The 17999-nt window shown below is 64.3% G+C and carries 17 protein-coding genes, 1 tRNA gene and 2 pseudogenes; 10 read left to right on the top strand and 10 right to left on the bottom strand.

Going from position 1 to position 17999, the window contains the following annotated elements:
- Positions 1 to 12: 12 nt before the first annotated feature.
- The 6 genes and pseudogenes from ACVWW1_RS29940 to ACVWW1_RS29915 all read right to left on the bottom strand — a co-directional run bounded on the left by ACVWW1_RS29940 (position 13) and on the right by ACVWW1_RS29915 (position 6307).
- Positions 13 to 1095, bottom strand: a complete 1083-nt coding sequence (locus ACVWW1_RS29940) for a sn-glycerol-3-phosphate import ATP-binding protein UgpC (RefSeq protein ID WP_456658368.1) — start codon at positions 1093 to 1095, stop codon at positions 13 to 15.
- Complete coding sequence (gene ugpE, locus ACVWW1_RS29935; RefSeq protein WP_092120808.1) at positions 1095 to 1943, bottom strand: sn-glycerol-3-phosphate ABC transporter permease UgpE; 849 nt, start codon at positions 1941 to 1943, stop codon at positions 1095 to 1097. The genes ACVWW1_RS29940 and ugpE overlap by 1 nt, the downstream gene beginning before the upstream one ends.
- Positions 1943 to 2826, bottom strand: a pseudogene (gene ugpA, locus ACVWW1_RS29930) (sn-glycerol-3-phosphate ABC transporter permease UgpA). Before ugpA ends, ugpE begins: the two are co-directional and overlap by 1 nt.
- A 62-nt stretch (positions 2827 to 2888) precedes the next feature.
- The gene (gene ugpB, locus ACVWW1_RS29925; protein ID WP_456658367.1) at positions 2889 to 4205 is read right to left on the bottom strand and encodes a sn-glycerol-3-phosphate ABC transporter substrate-binding protein UgpB; all 1317 of its coding nucleotides are present in this window, start codon (positions 4203 to 4205) and stop codon (positions 2889 to 2891) included.
- A gap of 262 nt (positions 4206 to 4467) precedes the next feature.
- Positions 4468 to 5673 (bottom strand): CaiB/BaiF CoA transferase family protein, encoded by a 1206-nt coding sequence (locus tag ACVWW1_RS29920; RefSeq protein WP_456658366.1) that lies wholly within the window; start codon positions 5671 to 5673, stop codon positions 4468 to 4470.
- Positions 5674 to 5881: 208 nt separating this feature from the next.
- Positions 5882 to 6307 carry an organic hydroperoxide resistance protein gene (locus tag ACVWW1_RS29915; protein WP_092120797.1) on the bottom strand — a complete coding sequence of 142 codons (426 nt, stop codon included), beginning with the start codon at positions 6305 to 6307 and terminating at the stop codon, positions 5882 to 5884.
- 172 nt (positions 6308 to 6479) lie between these two features.
- Between ACVWW1_RS29915 and ACVWW1_RS29910 the strand changes: the two genes are divergently transcribed.
- Positions 6480 to 6941, top strand: coding sequence for a MarR family winged helix-turn-helix transcriptional regulator (locus tag ACVWW1_RS29910; protein ID WP_097671434.1), 462 nt, complete (start codon positions 6480 to 6482; stop codon positions 6939 to 6941).
- A 368-nt stretch (positions 6942 to 7309) separates the two neighbouring features.
- On the opposite strand, the gene ACVWW1_RS29905 is transcribed toward ACVWW1_RS29910, so the two are convergent.
- From ACVWW1_RS29905 to ACVWW1_RS29895, 3 genes are all read right to left on the bottom strand, one after another.
- Positions 7310 to 7549, bottom strand: coding sequence for a GIY-YIG nuclease family protein (locus tag ACVWW1_RS29905; protein WP_456660707.1), 240 nt, complete (start codon positions 7547 to 7549; stop codon positions 7310 to 7312).
- 123 nt (positions 7550 to 7672) lie between these two features.
- Positions 7673 to 7748: transfer RNA gene (locus ACVWW1_RS29900), tRNA-Ala, on the bottom strand.
- A 96-nt stretch (positions 7749 to 7844) separates the two neighbouring features.
- Positions 7845 to 8252, bottom strand: a complete 408-nt coding sequence (locus ACVWW1_RS29895; RefSeq protein ID WP_173640712.1) for a TIGR02300 family protein — start codon at positions 8250 to 8252, stop codon at positions 7845 to 7847.
- A gap of 146 nt (positions 8253 to 8398) precedes the next feature.
- On the opposite strand from ACVWW1_RS29895, the pseudogene aroA reads away from it, so the two are divergent.
- Positions 8399 to 9737, top strand: a pseudogene (aroA, locus tag ACVWW1_RS29890) (3-phosphoshikimate 1-carboxyvinyltransferase).
- A complete protein-coding gene (gene cmk / locus ACVWW1_RS29885) occupies positions 9734 to 10363 on the top strand; it encodes a (d)CMP kinase (RefSeq protein ID WP_456658365.1) in 630 nt (209 codons plus the stop codon). The pseudogene aroA and the gene cmk overlap by 4 nt, the downstream one beginning before the upstream one ends.
- 103 nt (positions 10364 to 10466) lie before the next feature.
- Here the strand turns inward: cmk and ACVWW1_RS29880 are convergent, their stop codons facing one another.
- Positions 10467 to 10640, bottom strand: a complete 174-nt coding sequence (locus tag ACVWW1_RS29880; protein WP_176534642.1) for a hypothetical protein — start codon at positions 10638 to 10640, stop codon at positions 10467 to 10469.
- Positions 10641 to 11137: 497 nt separating this feature from the next.
- Between ACVWW1_RS29880 and rpsA the strand changes: the two genes are divergently transcribed.
- From rpsA to trpA, 7 genes are all read left to right on the top strand, one after another.
- Positions 11138 to 12847: a 30S ribosomal protein S1 gene (gene rpsA / locus ACVWW1_RS29875; RefSeq protein ID WP_173639763.1), complete on the top strand. Its 1710-nt coding sequence runs from the start codon at positions 11138 to 11140 to the stop codon at positions 12845 to 12847.
- Positions 12848 to 13134: 287 nt separating this feature from the next.
- Positions 13135 to 14112 (top strand): signal peptide peptidase SppA, encoded by a 978-nt coding sequence (sppA, locus tag ACVWW1_RS29870; protein WP_456658364.1) that lies wholly within the window; start codon positions 13135 to 13137, stop codon positions 14110 to 14112.
- Between the two features lie 175 nt (positions 14113 to 14287).
- Positions 14288 to 14617: an integration host factor subunit beta gene (locus ACVWW1_RS29865; RefSeq protein WP_050426527.1), complete on the top strand. Its 330-nt coding sequence runs from the start codon at positions 14288 to 14290 to the stop codon at positions 14615 to 14617.
- Between the two features lie 87 nt (positions 14618 to 14704).
- The gene (locus ACVWW1_RS29860; RefSeq protein ID WP_456660706.1) at positions 14705 to 15091 is read left to right on the top strand and encodes a LapA family protein; all 387 of its coding nucleotides are present in this window, start codon (positions 14705 to 14707) and stop codon (positions 15089 to 15091) included.
- 77 nt (positions 15092 to 15168) lie between these two features.
- The gene (locus ACVWW1_RS29855) at positions 15169 to 15840 is read left to right on the top strand and encodes a phosphoribosylanthranilate isomerase (RefSeq protein ID WP_456658363.1); all 672 of its coding nucleotides are present in this window, start codon (positions 15169 to 15171) and stop codon (positions 15838 to 15840) included.
- On the top strand, positions 15837 to 17054 hold the full coding sequence (trpB, locus tag ACVWW1_RS29850) for a tryptophan synthase subunit beta (protein WP_456658362.1): 1218 nt from the start codon (positions 15837 to 15839) through the stop codon (positions 17052 to 17054). The genes ACVWW1_RS29855 and trpB overlap by 4 nt, the downstream gene beginning before the upstream one ends.
- 66 nt (positions 17055 to 17120) lie before the next feature.
- Complete coding sequence (gene trpA, locus ACVWW1_RS29845; protein WP_176534646.1) at positions 17121 to 17957, top strand: tryptophan synthase subunit alpha; 837 nt, start codon at positions 17121 to 17123, stop codon at positions 17955 to 17957.
- Positions 17958 to 17999: the final 42 nt, after the last annotated feature.

Here is a 17999-nt window from a genome sequence, read left to right as displayed (position 1 = left end):
GTTCCGGATCGGTTACGGGCCGACGCGCTTGCGGCCGTCAGCGGTAAAAAGATGCAGTTTGTCGCGCGGCGCGACCGCCCGGATCTGCTCGCCGATCGCAGGCCCAGTGGCGCCGGGAATCCGGACGATTACTTCGCCGGGCGGCAGCTCGCCCGGATTGGCGGCGATGGCCCGTTCCTCGCGCTGGCGGCTGCCATAGACGAAGGTCTCGGCGCCGACATGCTCGATCGCCTCGACCGTCAGGCCAAGCGCGACGCCGCCGGATGCGGTCTCGCTGGTGATCACGAAATCTTCCGGCCGGATGCCGACGATGCCGGCACCATCGGCGCCCGCGATCTGGGACGTCAGCTCGTCCGAGCGCAGCGGCATCAGGTTCATCGGCGGCGCGCCGATGAAGGAGGCGACGAAGGTGGTTGCCGGCTTCTGATAGATTTCCAGGGGATTGCCGATCTGCTCGACCTGGCCGCCATTCATGACCACAAGGATGTCGGCGAGCGTCATCGCCTCGAGCTGGTCGTGGGTGACGTAGATCGAGGTGGTGTTGAGCCGGCGCTGCAGCTTGCGGATCTCGACCCGCATCGCGATGCGCAGCTTGGCGTCGAGGTTCGACAGCGGCTCGTCGAACAGGAAGACTTTCGGCTGGCGCACGATGGCGCGGCCCATCGCGACGCGCTGGCGCTGGCCGCCGGAGAGCTGCCGCGGCTTGCGCTCCAGCATCGGCGAGAGTTCGAGGACGCGCGCGGCTTCCCCGACGCGGGTCTTGACCTCGGCTTCGGCCATGCCGCGGTTGCGCAGGCCGTAGGCCATGTTGTTGTAGACGCTCATATGCGGATAGAGCGCGTAGTTCTGGAACACCATCGCGATGTCGCGATCGGCAGGCTCGATCTGGTTGACGACGCGGCCGCCGATGTCGATCTCGCCACCGGTGATGGTCTCGAGCCCCGCGACCATGCGGAGCAGCGTGGACTTGCCGCAGCCGCTTGGGCCGACCAGCACGCAGAACTGGCCGTCGCCGACGTCGACATCGACGCCCTTGATGGCCTCGAAGCCGCCGGGATAGGTCTTGCGGACGCTGCGCAGCGTGACGTTAGCCATTACTTTTCCGTCTCCACCAATCCGCGCACGAACAGTTTCTGCATCACGACGACGACGAACACCGGCGGCAGCATCGCGAGCAGCGCGGTCGCCATCACGACGGGCCATTCGGTCAGCGCGTCGGTCGTGGTGATCATCTTGCGGATGCCGACCTGGATGGTCTGCATGTCGTCGCGCGTGGTGATCAAAAGCGGCCAGAGATATTGATTCCAGCCGAGGATGAACAGGATCACGAACAGCGCGGCCATGTTGGTGCGCGACAGCGGCAGCAGCGTATCCCAGAAAAAGCGGAACGGGCCCGCGCCATCGATGCGCGAGGCCTCCAGCAATTCATCCGGCACGGTCATGAAGAACTGCCGGAACAGCAATGTCGCGGTGGCCGAGGCGATCAGCGGCAGCGACAGGCCGGCATAGCTGTCGAGCAGATGCAGATCGGCGACGATCTTGTAGGTCGGATAGATGCGCACCTCGACCGGCAGCATCAAGGTGATGAAGATGATCCAGAAGATCGCCATCCGGAACGGAAATCGGAAATAGACGATCGCGTAGGCCGAGATGATCGAGATCGCAATTTTGCCGACCGCGATCAAGAGCGCCATGATCAGCGAGTTCAGCATCATGTTGAGCACCGGCTCGCGGGTCGAGCCGCTCGTGCCGACAAACAGCGTCTGGTAGTAGGTCTCGAGGAAATGGCCGCCGGGCAACAGCGACATCTGGCCGTTGGCGATGACTGCATTGTCCTGGGTCGAGGCGACGATCGCCAGATAGACCGGGAAGGCGACGATCGCGATCCCGATCCACAGGATGGCGTGAGCCAGATAGCGCTGGAAGCCTTCCTCCTCGACCATCAGTAGGTCACCTTGCGTTCGACGAAGCGGAACTGGATTCCCGTCAGCACGACGACGATGACCATCAGGATGACCGACTGTGCCGCGGAGGAGCCGAGATTGCCGCCGAGCAGGCCATCCGTATAGACCTTGTAGACCAGCGTTTCGGTCGCCTTGCCCGGGCCGCCGCGGGTCATCGTGTCGAGATGATGCCGAAGGTGTCGAAGAAGGCGTAGACGATGTTGATCACCAGGAGGAAGAAGATGGTCGGCGACAGCAGCGGGAAGATCACGGTCCAGAACCGCCGCATCGGGCGGGCGCCGTCGATCGCGGCGGCCTCGATCACGCTCTTCGGGATGCTCTGCAGCCCGGCGAGGAAGAAAAGGAAATTGTAGGAGATCTGCTTCCAGGCCGCGGCGAGGATGATCAGGGCCGCCGCCTGGTCGCCGTCGAGCAGCGGATTCCAGTCAACGCCCATCGCGCGCAGATAGCGCGACAGCACGCCGAGCGAGGGGTGCAGCATGAACACCCAGAGCACGCCGACCACCGGCGGGGCGACCGCGTAGGGCCAGATCAGCAGCGTGCGGTACAGCGTCGAGCCGCGCAGCGGCTTGTCGGCCATGACCGCGAGCAGCAGCGCGAACGACAGCGAGGAGACCGCGATCGCGAACGAGAACGCGAAGGTTCGGACGATCGCCGCGAAATAGGCCGGGTCCTTAAACAATTCGAGATAGTTCTCGAACCACACGAAGGTGGTCGAAAGGCCGAAGGCGTCCTGCAGCAGGAAGGATTGGATCACCGCCTGCGCGGCCGGCCAGTAGAAAAAGATCAGGACGATCGCGAGTTGCGGGGCAACCAGCGCGTAAGGCAACAGCTTTGACTGGAAAATCGCTTGCTTTTGCATGATCTCGGCAAAATGGCAGGCCGCGTTTGCGGCCTGCCGGTTGATGGCCTCAAGGCATCATGTCAGTGGACGGCGGTCTTTTCAAACTGCCGCAGCATCTGATTGCCGCGTCCGACGGCCGAGTCCAGCGCCTGCTTGGCGGTCTTCTTGCCGGCCAGCGCCTGCTCGATCTCCTCCGACCACATGTCGCGGAGCTGCACCATGTTGCCGAGGCGCAGACCGCGGGAATTCTCGGTCGGCTCCTTGTTGGTGAGTTCGAGCAGCGGGGTCTCCAGATAGGGCTGGTCCTTGTAGAAGCCCTCTTCCTTGGCCTTGGCGTAGGCTGCCTTGGTGATCGGCAGATAGCCCGAGGCCTTGTGGATCCAGATCTGGCGGTCGGTGTCCGAGAGGAAGGTCAGGAACTTGGCCACGCCCTTGTATTCCTCGGCCGACTTGCCGCCCATCACCCAGAGCGAGGCGCCGCCGATGATCGAGTTCTGCGGTGCGCCCTTGGCGTCGGGATAATAGGGCATCGGCGCGGCGGTGAAGTTGAACTTGGCCTGCGCCTTGACGTTGCCGAAGAAGGCCGACGAGGTCAGGTAGATCGGGCATTCGCCCGCGGTGAAGCGGCCTTCACCGGTGTTGGTGCGGCCGGCATAGTCGTAGGTCTTGTCCTTCTGCAGCTCGACCAGGTTCTCGAGATGCTTGACCTGCAGCGGGCCGTTGAATTCGAGCACGGTGTCGAAGCCGTCGAGGCCGTTGGCCTTGCTGGCGAGCGGCACGTTGTGCCAGGCCGAGAGCTGCTCGAGATTGACCCAGGTGACCCACGAGCCGGAGAAGCCGCAGGTGGTGTAGCCGGCCGCCTTCAGTTTCTTGGCGTCCTCGAACACTTGCGGCCAGGTCTTCGGAATCTCCGCGATGTTGGCCTTCTTCAGCGCATCGAGATTGACCCACATCACGGTCGACGACGAGTTGAACGGGAACGACAGCATCTCGCCCTTCGAGGTCGAATAGTAGCCGGTGATCGCGGGCAGATAGACGCTCGGATCGAACTTCTCGCCGGCGTCGGCCATCAGCTTGTAGACCGGTTTGACGGCGCCGGTGGCGGCCATCATCGTTGCGGTGCCGACCTCGAACACCTGCATGATGTGCGGCGCGTTGCCGGCGCGGAATGCGGCGATGCCGGCGTTCATGGTGTCGGCGTAGCCGCCCTTGTAAGTCGGGATCACCTTGTAGTCGGACTGCGAGGTGTTGAAGTCGTTGGCCAGCTTGACGATGACGTCGTTGTTGGCGCCGGTCATCGCGTGCCACCACTGAATCTCCGTCACCGCGAACGCAGGCGACGCGAATACAAGCGTGGCAGCAGCTGCCGCAGCAGCGCCGAGTCGTCTGAAAATCATCAAAAGCCCCTCCGGTTGGAACACCATCTTTCGTTGGGCGCGTTATCAGCGCCGGATGACGTTCAAATGACCGTATAAACGAAAGCCATGGTACGGGGGAAGCCGAAGCGAAGGGAAGCGCTAAAAAAGGCGGAGAACGCAGCCGCGTGCGTGCGGTGCAACGCCGGACGCGACGTTGCACCGCAGGGGCGATGTGTTGGCTTGATGCGAACGGTGCCCATCCCGCATCACGTGCGGGACGGGCTTTGCTTCGAATGCGCCGTTAGCGTTTGCGCTGGGGACCGCAGACCACGTCCTTGTCGACCAGGCCGTTGATCTCGTCCTTGGAGTAGCCGAACTCGCCGAGTACTTCCGCAGCGTGCTGGCTGAACTTCGGTGGCGTGCGGCGCAGGGTCGGCTTGGTCCGTTCGAGCCGGATCGGCGAGGCGACGCCCTTGTACCAATCCTTCTCGATGACGTCGCCGCGATGGATCGTGTGCGGGTTGGTCAGCGCCTGGTCGATCTTCTGCACCGGGCCGGCCGGCAGGCCGGCGGCGAGCAGCCGGTTGCACAGCGGCTCGGCCTCGTGCTGGCTGAACACCGCGGCAAGCTCGGCCCGCAGCGCGTCGCGGTTGGCGATACGGTCCTTGTTGCGGGCAAAGCGCGGATCGGTGCCGAGCTCGGGCTTGCCGATTTCCTTGGCGAGCTTGCGGAAGGTGCCGTCATTGCCGACGCCGATGAAGATATTGTCGGTCTTGGTCGGGAAGATCGCGTAAGGCACGAGGTTGGGATGCTCGTTGCCGGTGAGCGACGGCGGCTTGCCATGCATGAAATAGTTCGCGGTGTGCGGATGCATGATCGCAAGCCCGGTCTCGTACAGCGTGGTCTCGATGAACTGGCCGAGCCCCGAGCGCTGCCGCTCCGACAGCGCCATCAGGATGCCGATCGCCGCGTAGAGGCCGGTCGTGATGTCGACCAGCGGCACGCCGATGCGCATCGGGCCGCTCTCCGGCGAGCCGGTCGCCGCGATCATGCCGGTCATCGCCTGGATGATCGCGTCATAGCCGGGATTGCCGCCGCGCGGGCCGTCGGCGCCGAAGCCGGAGATCCGGCAATGCACGAGGCGCGGAAATTTCGCGCGCAGCACGTCGTTGCCGATGCCCCATTTGTCGAGCGTGCCGGGCTTGAAGTTCTCGATCAGCACGTCGGCCGTCTCGAGCATCTTCATCAGCACCGCACGTCCCCCCTCGGAGGCGAGGTCGAGGCCGATCGAGCGCTTGTTGCGGTTGATGCCGACGAAATAGGCCGCGTCTTCTTCATGGAAGGGAGGGCCCCAGTCGCGCACCTCGTCGCCGGCGGGCGGCTCGACCTTGATCACATCGGCGCCGTGGTCGGCAAGGATCTGGGTGCAATACGGGCCGCCGAGCACGCGCGTCAGATCGATCACGCGCAGTCCGGTCATCGCGCCCGTAGCCGCTGGGGTATTCATGGAAACAACCTTCGCTCAGTTGGGATCGGAAAACGAGGGTCCCAGAGCTAACGGTCTTCAGGCGAGGCAGCAATGCTTCCGTCGGCGCAGGCCCATGCAGCAGGCAGTGCGCGCGTTCGCCAAGCGAACTGACATCTGAGATGCAATACTCTCTTGAAAAGCAATAGTCCGCCACGCGGGACGTGGCGGACAATTGGCAGTCGGTGAACTAGACGACGCTCAGCTTGACGTCGACATTGCCGCGGGTCGCGTTGGAATAGGGGCACACTTGATGGGCCTTCTCGACCAGCGCTTCGGCGTCGGCGCGGGAGAGGCCGGGCAGCGAGACGGCGAGATCGACGGCGAGGCCGAAGCCGCCTTCCGAGCGCGGGCCGATCCCGACCGTCGAGGTCACGGAGGCGTCGGCGGGAACCTTGGGGCCACCTTGGGAGGCCACGAACTTCATGGCGCCGATGAAGCAGGCGGCATAGCCGGCTGCGAACAGCTGCTCCGGATTGTTGCCGGCGCCACCGCCGCCACCGAGCTCCTTCGGGGTCGTGAGCTTGACGTCGAGCGCGCCGTCGAGCGTTGCCGCATGGCCGTCGCGGCCGCCGGTCGCCTTGGCGCTGGTCTTGTAGAGCACGTTCACAGACATCGTGGTCTCCCTCGGGTTTGGACTCAAGTTTGGATTCGACGTCGAATGTATTGCATCCAATTAGATTGTGCGCAATATAAATTATGCGGCCTCACATTTAATTGTTCGCAATTGAATCCGCGGTCCTGTGAGCCCAGAATGACCCGCAAACGAGATGGATTCGATGGGAATCATGGTCAGGAAACAGACGGCGGCGGATCAGGCGCTGCGGCTCGATAACCAGATCTGCTTTGCGGTCTATTCGACCGCGCACGCCTTCAACCGCGTCTACAAGCCGCTGCTCGACCGGCTCGGGCTGACCTATCCGCAGTATCTGGTGATGCTGGCGCTGTGGGAGCGCGACGACGTGCCGGTGAAAGACCTTGGCGAGCGGCTGTTCCTGGATTCCGGCACGCTGACACCGCTGCTGAAACGGCTCGAAGCGGCGGAGCTGATCCGGCGGACCCGCAGCACCGAAGACGAGCGGGTCGTGCTGATCGCGCTGACGCCGCAGGGCCACGCGCTGCGCGAAAAGGCCAAGGCCGTGCCGCAGTCGATCCTCGCGGCCTCGGACTGCACGGTTGGCGAGTTGATGGCGATGAAGGATGAGATCGTCGCGCTGCGCGACCGGCTGAATGCGGTGCTGGGGGAGTAGGGGGCGTGCAACGAGGTGCGCCTGTTATGGCAGCACCGGCACTCGACAAGTCGCGCACTGGAAATCGCTGCCGCGCTCGTCGTGAAGAATCTCAAAGCCCTGCGGGACCCTATCGATCCGGTTTCTGAAGGGGGTGATTTCCGAGAGCCGGGCATAGCCCGTGCGCGGGCACCTTGGGCACCGCAAGAATTCCGTCCAGGTGGAATTGCGCATGGCTTGGCATCCGTTGGCGCCGGATAGGGTAGCAAGCGATAGACGCTCGGACTTTGTTCTGAATCAAAATGCGGGGGCGGATCCCGTGGATCGGCGAACTGTTCGCACGAGGGATGAGATCGTCGTGCTGCGCGATGGCTGGGAAGTGTGGGTGGTCAGAGGCGCTTCTTGGCGAAGGCGCGGCCGCTATGCGACTTGAGGTATTTCTCGAACGCCAGGGCTTTGTACTTGTCGGGAAATGCGCAGTACCAGACGAGCTGCCACGGCTTGAATTTTGAGGTGTGCGCGGATTTGCCGGCATTGTGCTCGGGGACCCGTCGTTTCAGGTCCTCGGTGGCGCCAACATATTCCTGGTCAGGGAAGTTGATGCTGCGGATGATGTAGACATACCACATTTGCACCCATGGCTAGCCGGAGTACCGGACCGTCCGTCTTCGCCCTTCGGGCTACGCCGGACACCACGCTTCGCCCTTCAGGCAACTCGTGGCTGCGCCACGCGTAGCCCGAAGGGCGAAGCGTGGTGGAGCCAGGCGGGATCGAACCGCCGACCTCTTGCATGCCATGCAAGCGCTCTCCCAGCTGAGCTATGGCCCCTTAATCCAGTTGGGATGATCCTGGGGGATCAATCCCGGCCCGCGCGGCCTGGATGACTCGCGCGGCAGCACCGTTGATCATAGATCGGCGCCGATCTCAAGTCTCTTCGTCACCGCCGACGTCACCAATAATATCGGTCACGTCCTCATCGCCCTCTTCCTCGTCGGCGATGAAGGTCGAATCGTCGTCGTCATCGTCGTCGATGGTCTCATCGACCTCGATATCGTCCTCGGATTCGGGAACCACGGCCTTGACCTTGCCGGTGTTCTCCTCGGCATCGGCCTCCTCGAGCGAGACCAACTCTTCGGTCTCGGCCGCCTCGGGCATCTCGGCGGCGGTCGCAGGCGAACTGACGGTGGCGCCACGGCCCCGTGGCGGGGTGACAGGCGCGATCGGCACGACCTCACCGGTGTAGGGCGAAATCACCGGATTCTTGTTGAGGTCGTAGAACTTCTTGCCCGTGGTCGGGCAAATGCGCTTGGTTCCGAGCTCGGACTTGGCCAACGTGGTCATCCCAGAATTTTGCTGAAAAACGGTGCTTCACTTGGCTAGTTGAGGAGCCGCTGTCAATAGCGGTTTGCGCGCAAGTGACGGGCGCGTGACGCGGTGTTGCCTATGTGATACCTGCCGCGGCGCGAGAGGACACAATCTTGGCTCATTCCGACACCCCGACCCCGCTGGAATCGCGCGTTTGCGGCCCCCTGGCCGGCAAGGTCCGCGTTCCCGGCGACAAATCGATTTCCCACCGCGCCCTGATCCTCGGGGCGCTTTCGGTCGGCGAAACCCGCATTTCCGGCCTTCTGGAGGGCGAGGACGTCCTCAATACCGCCAAATCCATGCGCGCGCTGGGCGCCAGGGTGGAGCGGACGGCGCCCTTTAGCCTGGTCGGTCTCGGGCGTCGGCGTCGGCGGCTTCGCCCAGCCCGCGGCCCCGCTCGATTTCGGCAATTCCGGCACCGGTTGCCGGCTGGTGATGGGCGCGGTGGCCGGCTGCCCGATCGCGGCCATTTTCGACGGCGACGCCTCGCTGCGCTCGCGCCCGATGCGCCGGATTCTCGATCCGCTGGAGCTGATGGGCGCCCGGACCAGCGACATCAGGGAGGGCGGCCGGCTGCCGCTCACCCTGCACGGCGCCCGCTATCCGGTGCCGATCGTCTACAAGACCCCGGTCGCCTCGGCCCAGATCAAGTCCGCGGTGCTGCTGGCGGGCCTGTCCGCGCCCGGCATCACCACGGTCATCGAGCAGGAGGCGAGCCGCGACCACACCGAACTGATGCTGAAGCATTTCGGCGCCGAGATCTCCACGGAGAAGGAAGGCAGTCACGGCCGCAGGATCTCGCTGAACGGCGAGCCCGAGCTGCATGGCGCCCAGGTCGTGGTGCCCGCCGATCCGTCCTCGGCGTCGTTCCCGATCGTCGCGGCGCTGATCGTCGAAGGGTCCGACGTCGTGTTCTCCGACGTGATGACCAATCCCCTGCGCACCGGCCTGTTCACCACGCTGCGCGAAATGGGCGCCTCGATCGAGGAGAGCGATTTGCGCGGCGATGCCGGCGAGCCGATGGCGCAATTGCGCGTACGCGCCTCGAAGCTGAAGGGCGTCGAGGTGCCGCCGGAGCGCGCGCCGTCGATGATCGACGAATATCTGGTGCTGGCGGTTGCGGCGGCGTTTGCGGAGGGCACCACGATCATGCGCGGCCTGCAGGAGCTGCGCGTCAAGGAGTCCGACCGTCTCGAAGCCACCGCCGACATGCTGCGCGTCAACGGCGTCAAGGTCGAGGTTTCCGGCGATGATCTGATCGTCGAGGGCCGCGGCCATGTTCCGGGCGGCGGCCTTGTCGCCACCCATATGGATCATCGCATCGCGATGTCGGCGCTGGTGATGGGCTGTGCTTCGGATCGGCCGGTGAAGATCGATGACACCGCCTTCATCGCCACCAGTTTCCCGGATTTCATTCCGATGATGCGCACGCTCGGAGCTGACTTCGCATGATCATCGCCATCGACGGACCCGCCGCCTCCGGCAAGGGCACGCTCGGCAAGCGGCTCGCCCACCACTACGGCTACCGCCATCTCGACACCGGCGTGATCTACCGCGCGGTGGCCTATGCGATGATGGCGCAGGGCGCCGACCTCAACGACGAGGCGCTGGCGGTGGCCGTCGCGCTCGAGCTCGATCCCGAGAAATTCGGCAATCCGATCCTGAAGACCCAGAAGGTCGGTGAGGGTGCATCGGTCGTCTCGGCCTTTCCGAGGGTGCGCGAGGCGCTGGTCAGCTTCCAGCGCCAGTTCGCCGCCGATCCGCCCGGCGCGGTGCTGGATGGGCGCGATATCGGCACCGTGATCTGCCCGGACGCCGACGTGAAGATCTTCGTGGTCGCCGATCCCCGCGTGCGGGCACGTCGGCGCACCCTGGAGGCCCGTGCCCGCGGCGAGGACGCCGACGAGGAGGCGGTGCTGGCCGACATCCTCAAGCGTGACGAGCGGGACAAGAACCGCGCCGTCGCGCCCTTGCGGCCGGCGGCGGATGCCCACACGCTGGACAATTCCAATCTCGACATCGAGGCCGGGGTCCGCGCCGCCATCGCCATCGTCGAGGCGGTGCGCGCCCGGCGCTGACCGGTCAGGCTCCGGAAAAGAAAAGCGCGATGACGAGGTCATCGCGCCAAGCCCGTTTTAGACCGGCCCACTTTGGACCGTCTGCTTTTTTGGACCCGTTGGATCAGTTCTTCGACCAGTAGCGGTCGAACGGCAATTCCTGCTCGGCCATGCTGAGCAGCGGCTGCGCCGCCGCGGCAGACGTGCCGTGCGCGGCCGGAGCAGCGCCGGGCATCCCGGCAATCGCATTTCCGATCGTCAGGACGGCGATCGCCGCCAGCACCACAAAGCTCTTCATTGGTAATCCCCCTGTTTTGAACGGTGCTATCGTGTGGGGTGCTGCTTAAGGGCGGGTTCCGCGGCGTTCTCCTGCGGGGGCCTTTCGCGCGACGCGGTCAACAGCGCGTTGAGACAGCGGATCTGGAGCGCCGCCGGGGCGAGATTAGCCTTAAGCGCCCGTAAATCGGGCATTTCCGGCTTGCCCAAAATGGGCCCCGGAGCTATATCAGCGCCGTTCGGAGCAGCATCGACGGTGTCGAGGCCGTGTCTGAGCGGGCCGGCGCCGGGTTTGAGCCCTCGCCGCATCTGGAGGAACGCCCGCTCCCAGGTCTTGAAGTCGATATTTTCGTTTCAGGCTCCCGACAATTCAAACGTACCGAACGTGCAGTTTTGCTGCCGGCCCGCTGTTGCACCTCCTGCAATGAGCGGTCGTCAGGGTTTGCGGAACCCTGACACTTCACGCGCGGTGCGCCCATCAACCCGAACGGCCGGCAAGATCCCGCATTTGGAGAACAAATGGCTTCGAATACTGTGTCTTCCTATTCCCCGACCCGCGACGACTTCGCGGCGATGCTTGATGAATCCTTTGCCGGCGGCAATTTGCAGGAAAGCTCGGTCATCAAGGGCAAGGTGGTTGCAATTGAGAAGGACATGGCCGTCATCGACGTCGGCCTGAAGACCGAAGGCCGCGTTGCGCTGCGCGAATTCGCCGGCCCCGGCCGTGAAAGCGATCTGAAGGTCGGTGACGAAGTCGAGGTGTTCCTCGACCGGATCGAGAATGCGCTCGGCGAAGCCGTGCTGTCGCGCGACAAGGCGCGCCGCGAGGAAAGCTGGGGCAAGCTCGAGAAGGCGTTCCAGAACAACGAAAAGGTCAACGGCGTCATCTTCAACCAGGTCAAGGGCGGCTTCACGGTCGACCTCGACGGTGCGGTGGCCTTCCTGCCGCGCTCGCAGGTCGACATTCGTCCGATCCGCGACGTTGCGCCGCTGATGAACAACTCGCAGCCGTTCCAGATCCTCAAGATGGACCGCCGCCGCGGCAACATCGTGGTGTCGCGCCGCACGGTTCTCGAAGAGACCCGCGCCGAGCAGCGCCAGGAGCTGGTGCAGAACCTCGAAGAGGGTCAGGTGATCGACGGTGTGGTCAAGAACATCACCGATTACGGTGCGTTCGTTGATCTCGGCGGCATCGACGGCCTGCTCCATGTGACCGATATCGCCTGGCGCCGCGTCAACCACCCGACCGAGGTGCTGACCATCGGCCAGACGGTGAAGGTCAAGATCATCAAGATCAACCACGAGACGCACCGCATCTCGCTCGGCATGAAGCAGCTGCTGGATGATCCGTGGCAGGGCATCGAAGCCAAGTACCCGCTGGGTGCCCGCTTCACCGGCCGCGTCACCAACATCACCGACTACGGCGCGTTCGTCGAGCTCGAGCCGGGCATCGAAGGCCTGATCCACGTCTCCGAGATGTCGTGGACCAAGAAGAACATGCACCCCGGCAAGATCGTTTCGACCTCGCAGGAAGTCGAAGTGCAGGTGCTCGAAGTGGATTCGGTCAAGCGCCGCATCTCGCTCGGTCTCAAGCAGACCATGCGCAATCCCTGGGAAGTCTTCGTCGAGAAGTTCCCGGTCGGTTCAGTGGTCGAGGGCGAGGTCAAGAACAAGACCGAGTTCGGTCTGTTCCTCGGTCTCGAGGGCGACGTCGACGGCATGGTCCACCTCTCCGACCTCGACTGGAAGCTTCCGGGCGAGCAGGTCATCGACAACTTCAAGAAGGGCGACATGGTCAAGGCCGTGGTGCTCGATGTCGATGTCGAGAAGGAGCGCATTTCCCTCGGAGTCAAACAACTTGAAGGCGATCCCTTCGCGGAGCCGGGCGACGTCAAGAAGGGCGCGGTCGTGACCTGCGAAGTGCTCGAAGTGAAGGAAAGCGGCATCGAGGTCCGGATTTCGGGCACCGAGTTCACCACCTTCATCAAGCGGTCCGAGCTGGCCCGCGATCGCAACGACCAGCGCGCCGAACGCTTCGCCGTCGGCGAGAAGGTCGATGCCCGCGTCATCCAGTTCGACAAGAAGGCCCGCAAGGTGCAGGTCTCGATCAAGGCGCTGGAAGTTGCCGAAGAGAAGGAAGCCATCGCGCAGTACGGCTCCTCCGATTCGGGAGCGACGCTTGGCGACATCCTCGGCACCGCGCTGAAGAACCGCGGCACCGACAAGTAAGCGTTCGCTTGAGTTCAGGCGAACATTGGGGCCCCGGCGCAAGCCGGGGCCCTTTTGCTTTGGGAATGCCCGTAGCCCGGATGAAGCGCAGCGAAATCCGGGAGCGCCTCCGCCGTGGATGCAGGCCCCGGATTACGCTGCGCTTCATCCAGGCTACCAATGTCGGCGATGTCGCGGGCCTTGTTTTCTTCATATTGCGTCGCAATTGATGTATTTGGCTAAGCTGATAGTGACGCTGCGACGGCAAAACGCGCGGATTGCGCGCTGACTATTTCTGGAGAGATCGGATGTCGCTGGATTCAGACGTGATCGTCGACCGCCGCCGGATCAGGCGCAAGCTGACGTTCTGGCGCGTCGCCGCGGCGGTCATTGCAATCGCGGCCATCGTCGGCGTGGGCGTGATCGCTGCCGGCGGACGCGGCGCCTTCTCGACGTCGAACACGATCGCGCGGATCAATATCGACGGGCTGATCCGCAGCGACCAGGAGCGCGTCGAGGCGCTGGAGCGGCTCGGCAAGTCGAGCTACGCGGCTGTTGTCGTGCACATCAATTCGCCCGGCGGCACCACCGCGGGCTCCGAGCAGCTTTACGATTCGCTGGTGCAGTTGAAGGCGAAGAAGCCGCTCGTCGTCGTGGTCGAGGGATTGGCGGCCTCGGGCGGCTACATCACGGCGATCGCCTCCGACCACATCGTCGCCCAGCAGACCTCGCTGGTCGGCTCGATCGGCGTGCTGTTCCAGTTCCCCAACGTTTCCGAATTGCTCAAGACCGTCGGCGTGAAGATGGAGGAGATCAAGTCTTCCCCGCTGAAGGCGGCGCCGAACGGCTTCGAGCCGACCAGTCCGGAGGCCCGCGCTGCGATCGACGGCCTGGTCAAGGATTCTTATGCATGGTTCCGTGGATTGGTGAAGGAACGGCGCGGCATGGATGACGCCTTGCTGGAGAAGGTCGCGGATGGCCGCGTCTTCACCGGCCGGCAGGCGGTCGATCTCAAGCTGATCGATCAGCTCGGGGATGAAAAGACCGCGATCGCCTGGCTGGTTGCGGAGAAGAAGGTCAAAAGCGACCTGCCGGTGCGCAATTACAAGCTCAATCCGCGATTCAGCGACCTGACCTTCCTGCGCACCGCAGCGTCAATGACGCTCGATGCGTTCGGCCTCGGCGGCATCGCGCGGCGGATCGAGCAGGGTAGCGTAGCCCAGGCGGTCGACCGATTCGGGCTCGACGGCATGCTGGCGCTGTGGACTCCCGGAGGAACCGACTAGTCGAGAGCGAAAGGCCGTACTGATCAGGGTATTCTCGCTCTGCGGGAATCGCCGCATGCCCCAATTGGGCTATTTGTCACGCGATTTCACGGCGCCCTAAATCGATTTAGCGTCTTGACAGTGCACGGCATTTTCACGGAAATGGGTTTCCGCAAGAGCCCGGATCCCATTTTCGATGATCAAATCCGAACTTGTTCAGCGTATCGCCGAGCACAACCCGCACCTCTACCAGCGGGACGTCGAGAACATTGTGAATGCGATTCTCGATGAAATCGTCGCGGCGCTAGCGCGTGGCGACCGCGTCGAACTGCGCGGTTTTGGCGCTTTCTCGGTGAAGCATCGCCCGGCCCGTGCCGGCCGCAATCCGCGTACCGGCGAGCATGTGCCGGTCGACCAGAAGAGCGTGCCGTTCTTCAAGACCGGCAAGGAAATGCGCGAGCGCCTCAATCGCGACGAGGCTGAGGCGGGAGCCTCCAAGATCGACGCGCCCAAGGCTGACGCCTAACAAGGCTGGCGCTTGGCGCGCGACGTCGGCGCTGCCGTTGCTGTGGGCGATGTGCCCGCACTTTCTCCATCGCGGCGAGAGATGGTCATGCGAAAGTTCTTCACGGCAGTGGTCGTCGTTCCGCTCGGACTGATCTTCATCATCTTCGCCGTCGCCAACCGTCACTGGGTGACGGTATCGTTTGATCCTTTCAACTCTGTGACGCCGACGGTAGCGGTCACACTGCCGCTGTTCGTCGTCATCATCGCATCCGCAATCCTCGGCGTGATCGCCGGTGGCATCGGAACCTGGTTCAAGCAAGGACGCTGGCGCCGCGCCGCCCGGCAGCATGAGGCCGACGCCCGCCACGTCCGCGCCGAGCTCGCCGACCTCAGGGCCACCGCCTCCCGGGACGACGCGCAGCGTCGTTCGACCCCGGCCCAGCTGGGCTTTTACGGGCCCAATGGGCGAGACAAGCAGGGCGCGACGTTGTAGAACCCGCCCCGTCGGACCCGGGATTACCCCCCGTTCCGGACGCCCGAAAACCCGTTTTTGAGACCCGTTTCGAGACCATGCCCCTGCTCGTCAAAATCTGCGGCCTGTCCACGCGCGAGACGCTCGACGTCGCGCTTGAGGGCGGCGCGGACATGGTGGGGTTCGTGTTCTTCCCGCCGTCGCCGCGCCATATCAGCCTTGAGACCGCGCGCGAACTCGGCAGCCGCGCCAAGGGCCGCGCCGTCAAGGTCGCGCTGACCGTCGATGCCGACGACGCGACCCTGGAAAACATCGTCGAGACGCTGCGGCCGGATATCCTGCAATTGCACGGCAAGGAAACCACCGCGCGGCTGCGCGACATCAAGCAGAAGTTCGGCCTGCCGCTGATGAAGGCGCTGCCGGTCGAGACTGCGGCCGACCTCGCCCCGCTGCCGGGCTATGCCGGCGTCGCCGACCGTATCCTGTTCGATGCCCGCGCGCCGAAGGATGCCACCCGACCCGGCGGTCTGGGTGCGCCGTTCGATTGGCACCTGCTGGAAAATCTCGATCTCGCGCTGCCCTACATGGTCTCCGGCGGGCTCAACGCCGACAACGTCGCTGAAGCTGTCCGCGTCACCCGCGCCGGCGGGGTCGACGTATCGTCGGGCGTCGAGCGCACGCCGGGTGTCAAGGATCCCGAGTTGATCCGCGCCTTCATCCGCGCCGCGCGCGCAACCCAAAGAACTACCCAAGAACTGATGGTTCGATGAATCAAAACCTGCCCAATTCCTTCCGCAGCGGCCCCGACGAGCGCGGGCATTTCGGCATTTTCGGCGGACGCTTCGTCGCGGAAACGCTGATGCCGCTGATCCTCGATCTCGAAAAGGCCTATGCCGACGCCAAGGCCGATCCGGCGTTCCAGGCCGAGATGAATGTCTATCTGAAGGACTATGTCGGCCGGCCCTCGCCGCTCTATTTCGCCGAACGGCTCACCGAGCATCTCGGCGGCGCAAAGATCTATCTGAAGCGCGAGGAGCTCAACCACACCGGTTCGCACAAGGTCAACAATGTGCTCGGCCAGATCATGGTCGCGCGCCGCATGGGCAAGAAGCGCATCATCGCCGAGACCGGCGCCGGCCAGCACGGCGTGGCGACGGCGACGCTGTGCGCGCGGTTCGGGCTCGAATGCGTGGTCTATATGGGCGCCGTCGACGTCGAGCGGCAGCAGCCGAACGTGATCCGCATGGAGATGCTGGGTGCCAAGGTCGTCCCGGTGCAGTCGGGCGCGCGCACGCTGAAGGACGCGATGAACGACGCGCTGCGCGATTGGGTCACCAACGTGCACAACACCTTCTATTGCATCGGCACGGTGGCGGGTCCGCACCCCTATCCGATGATGGTGCGCGATTTCCAGTCGATCATCGGCCACGAGACGCGCAAGCAGATGCAGGAGGCCGAGGGCCGCCTGCCGGACTCGCTGATCGCCTGCATCGGCGGCGGCTCCAATGCGATGGGCCTGTTCCATCCGTTCCTCGACGATCCCTCGGTCGAGATCTTCGGCGTCGAGGCGGCCGGTCACGGGCTGACGCAGCTGCATGCGGCCTCGCTCGCCGGCGGGCGTCCCGGCGTGCTGCACGGCAACCGCACCTATCTTCTGATGGACGCCGACGGCCAGATCGAGGAAGCGCATTCGATCTCCGCCGGCCTCGATTATCCCGGCATCGGCCCCGAGCACGCCTGGCTGCACGAGACCGGCCGCGTGAAATATCTCTCGGCGACCGACGAGGAAGCGTTGGCCGCGTTCCAGCTGCTGTCGCGGCTCGAGGGCATCATCCCCGCGCTGGAATCCGCGCACGCGATCGCGAAACTGTCCGAACTCGCGCCGCAGCGACCCAGGGATCACCTGATGGTGGTCAACCTCTCGGGCCGTGGCGACAAGGACGTGCCGCAGGTCGGCGACATCTTGAAGGCGAGGCAGAAGTGAGAGATCGGCCGCGTCTCCTTTACCTCTCCCCGGAGGGGAGAGGTATAGCACAGTGAATGCCGCCCCATGAGCACCCGTATCGACGCACGTTTCGCCGAGCTGAAGCAGCAGGGCCGCTCCGCTTTCGTCACCTTCGTGATGGCCGGCGACCCCGACGCAAAAACCTCGCTCGACATCCTCAAGGCGCTGCCGAAGGCCGGCGCCGACGTCATCGAGATCGGCATGCCCTTCACCGATCCGATGGCCGATGGCCCGTCGATCCAGGCCGCCGGTCTGCGCGCGCTCAAGGGCGGCATGACGCTGCGCAAGACGCTGGCGATGGTCCGCGACTTCCGCAAGGACGACAACACGACGCCGATCGTGCTGATGGGCTACTACAATCCGATCTACATCTACGGCGTCGAGAGCTTCCTTGCCGATGCCAAGACCGCCGGCGTCGATGGGTTGATCATCGTCGACCTGCCGCCGGAGGAAGATACCGAGCTCTGCATCCCTGCGATGAAGGCCGGGCTGAACTTCATTCGCCTCGCGACGCCGACCACCGACGACAAGCGTCTGCCGGCGGTGCTCGCGAACACCTCGGGCTTTGTCTATTACGTCTCGATCACCGGCATCACCGGCGCTGCGACGGCCGATTCGAACGCGGTTGCGGAAGCCGTCGCCCGCATCAAGCGGCATACCAAGCTGCCGGTCTGTGTCGGCTTCGGCATCCGCACCCCGGAAACGGCGCGCGCGATCGCCGAGAACGCCAATGGCGCCGTGGTCGGCACCGCGATCGTCGACGTGGTGCGCGCCAATCTCGATGCCGAGGGCCGCGCGACGCCGAAGACCGTGAGCGCGGTCGCGGACCTGGTGTCCGCGCTGGCGCAGGGGGTCCGGGGCGCCAAGCAGGCCGCTGAATAAGCCACATTTTGCGGCAACAAGGCCGCAGACGGCGGCTTGCCG

The organism is Bradyrhizobium sp. JR3.5 (assembly GCF_054057015.1).
Note: the sequence above shows the minus strand (reverse complement) of the source record. Positions and strands in the feature narration are given on the sequence as shown.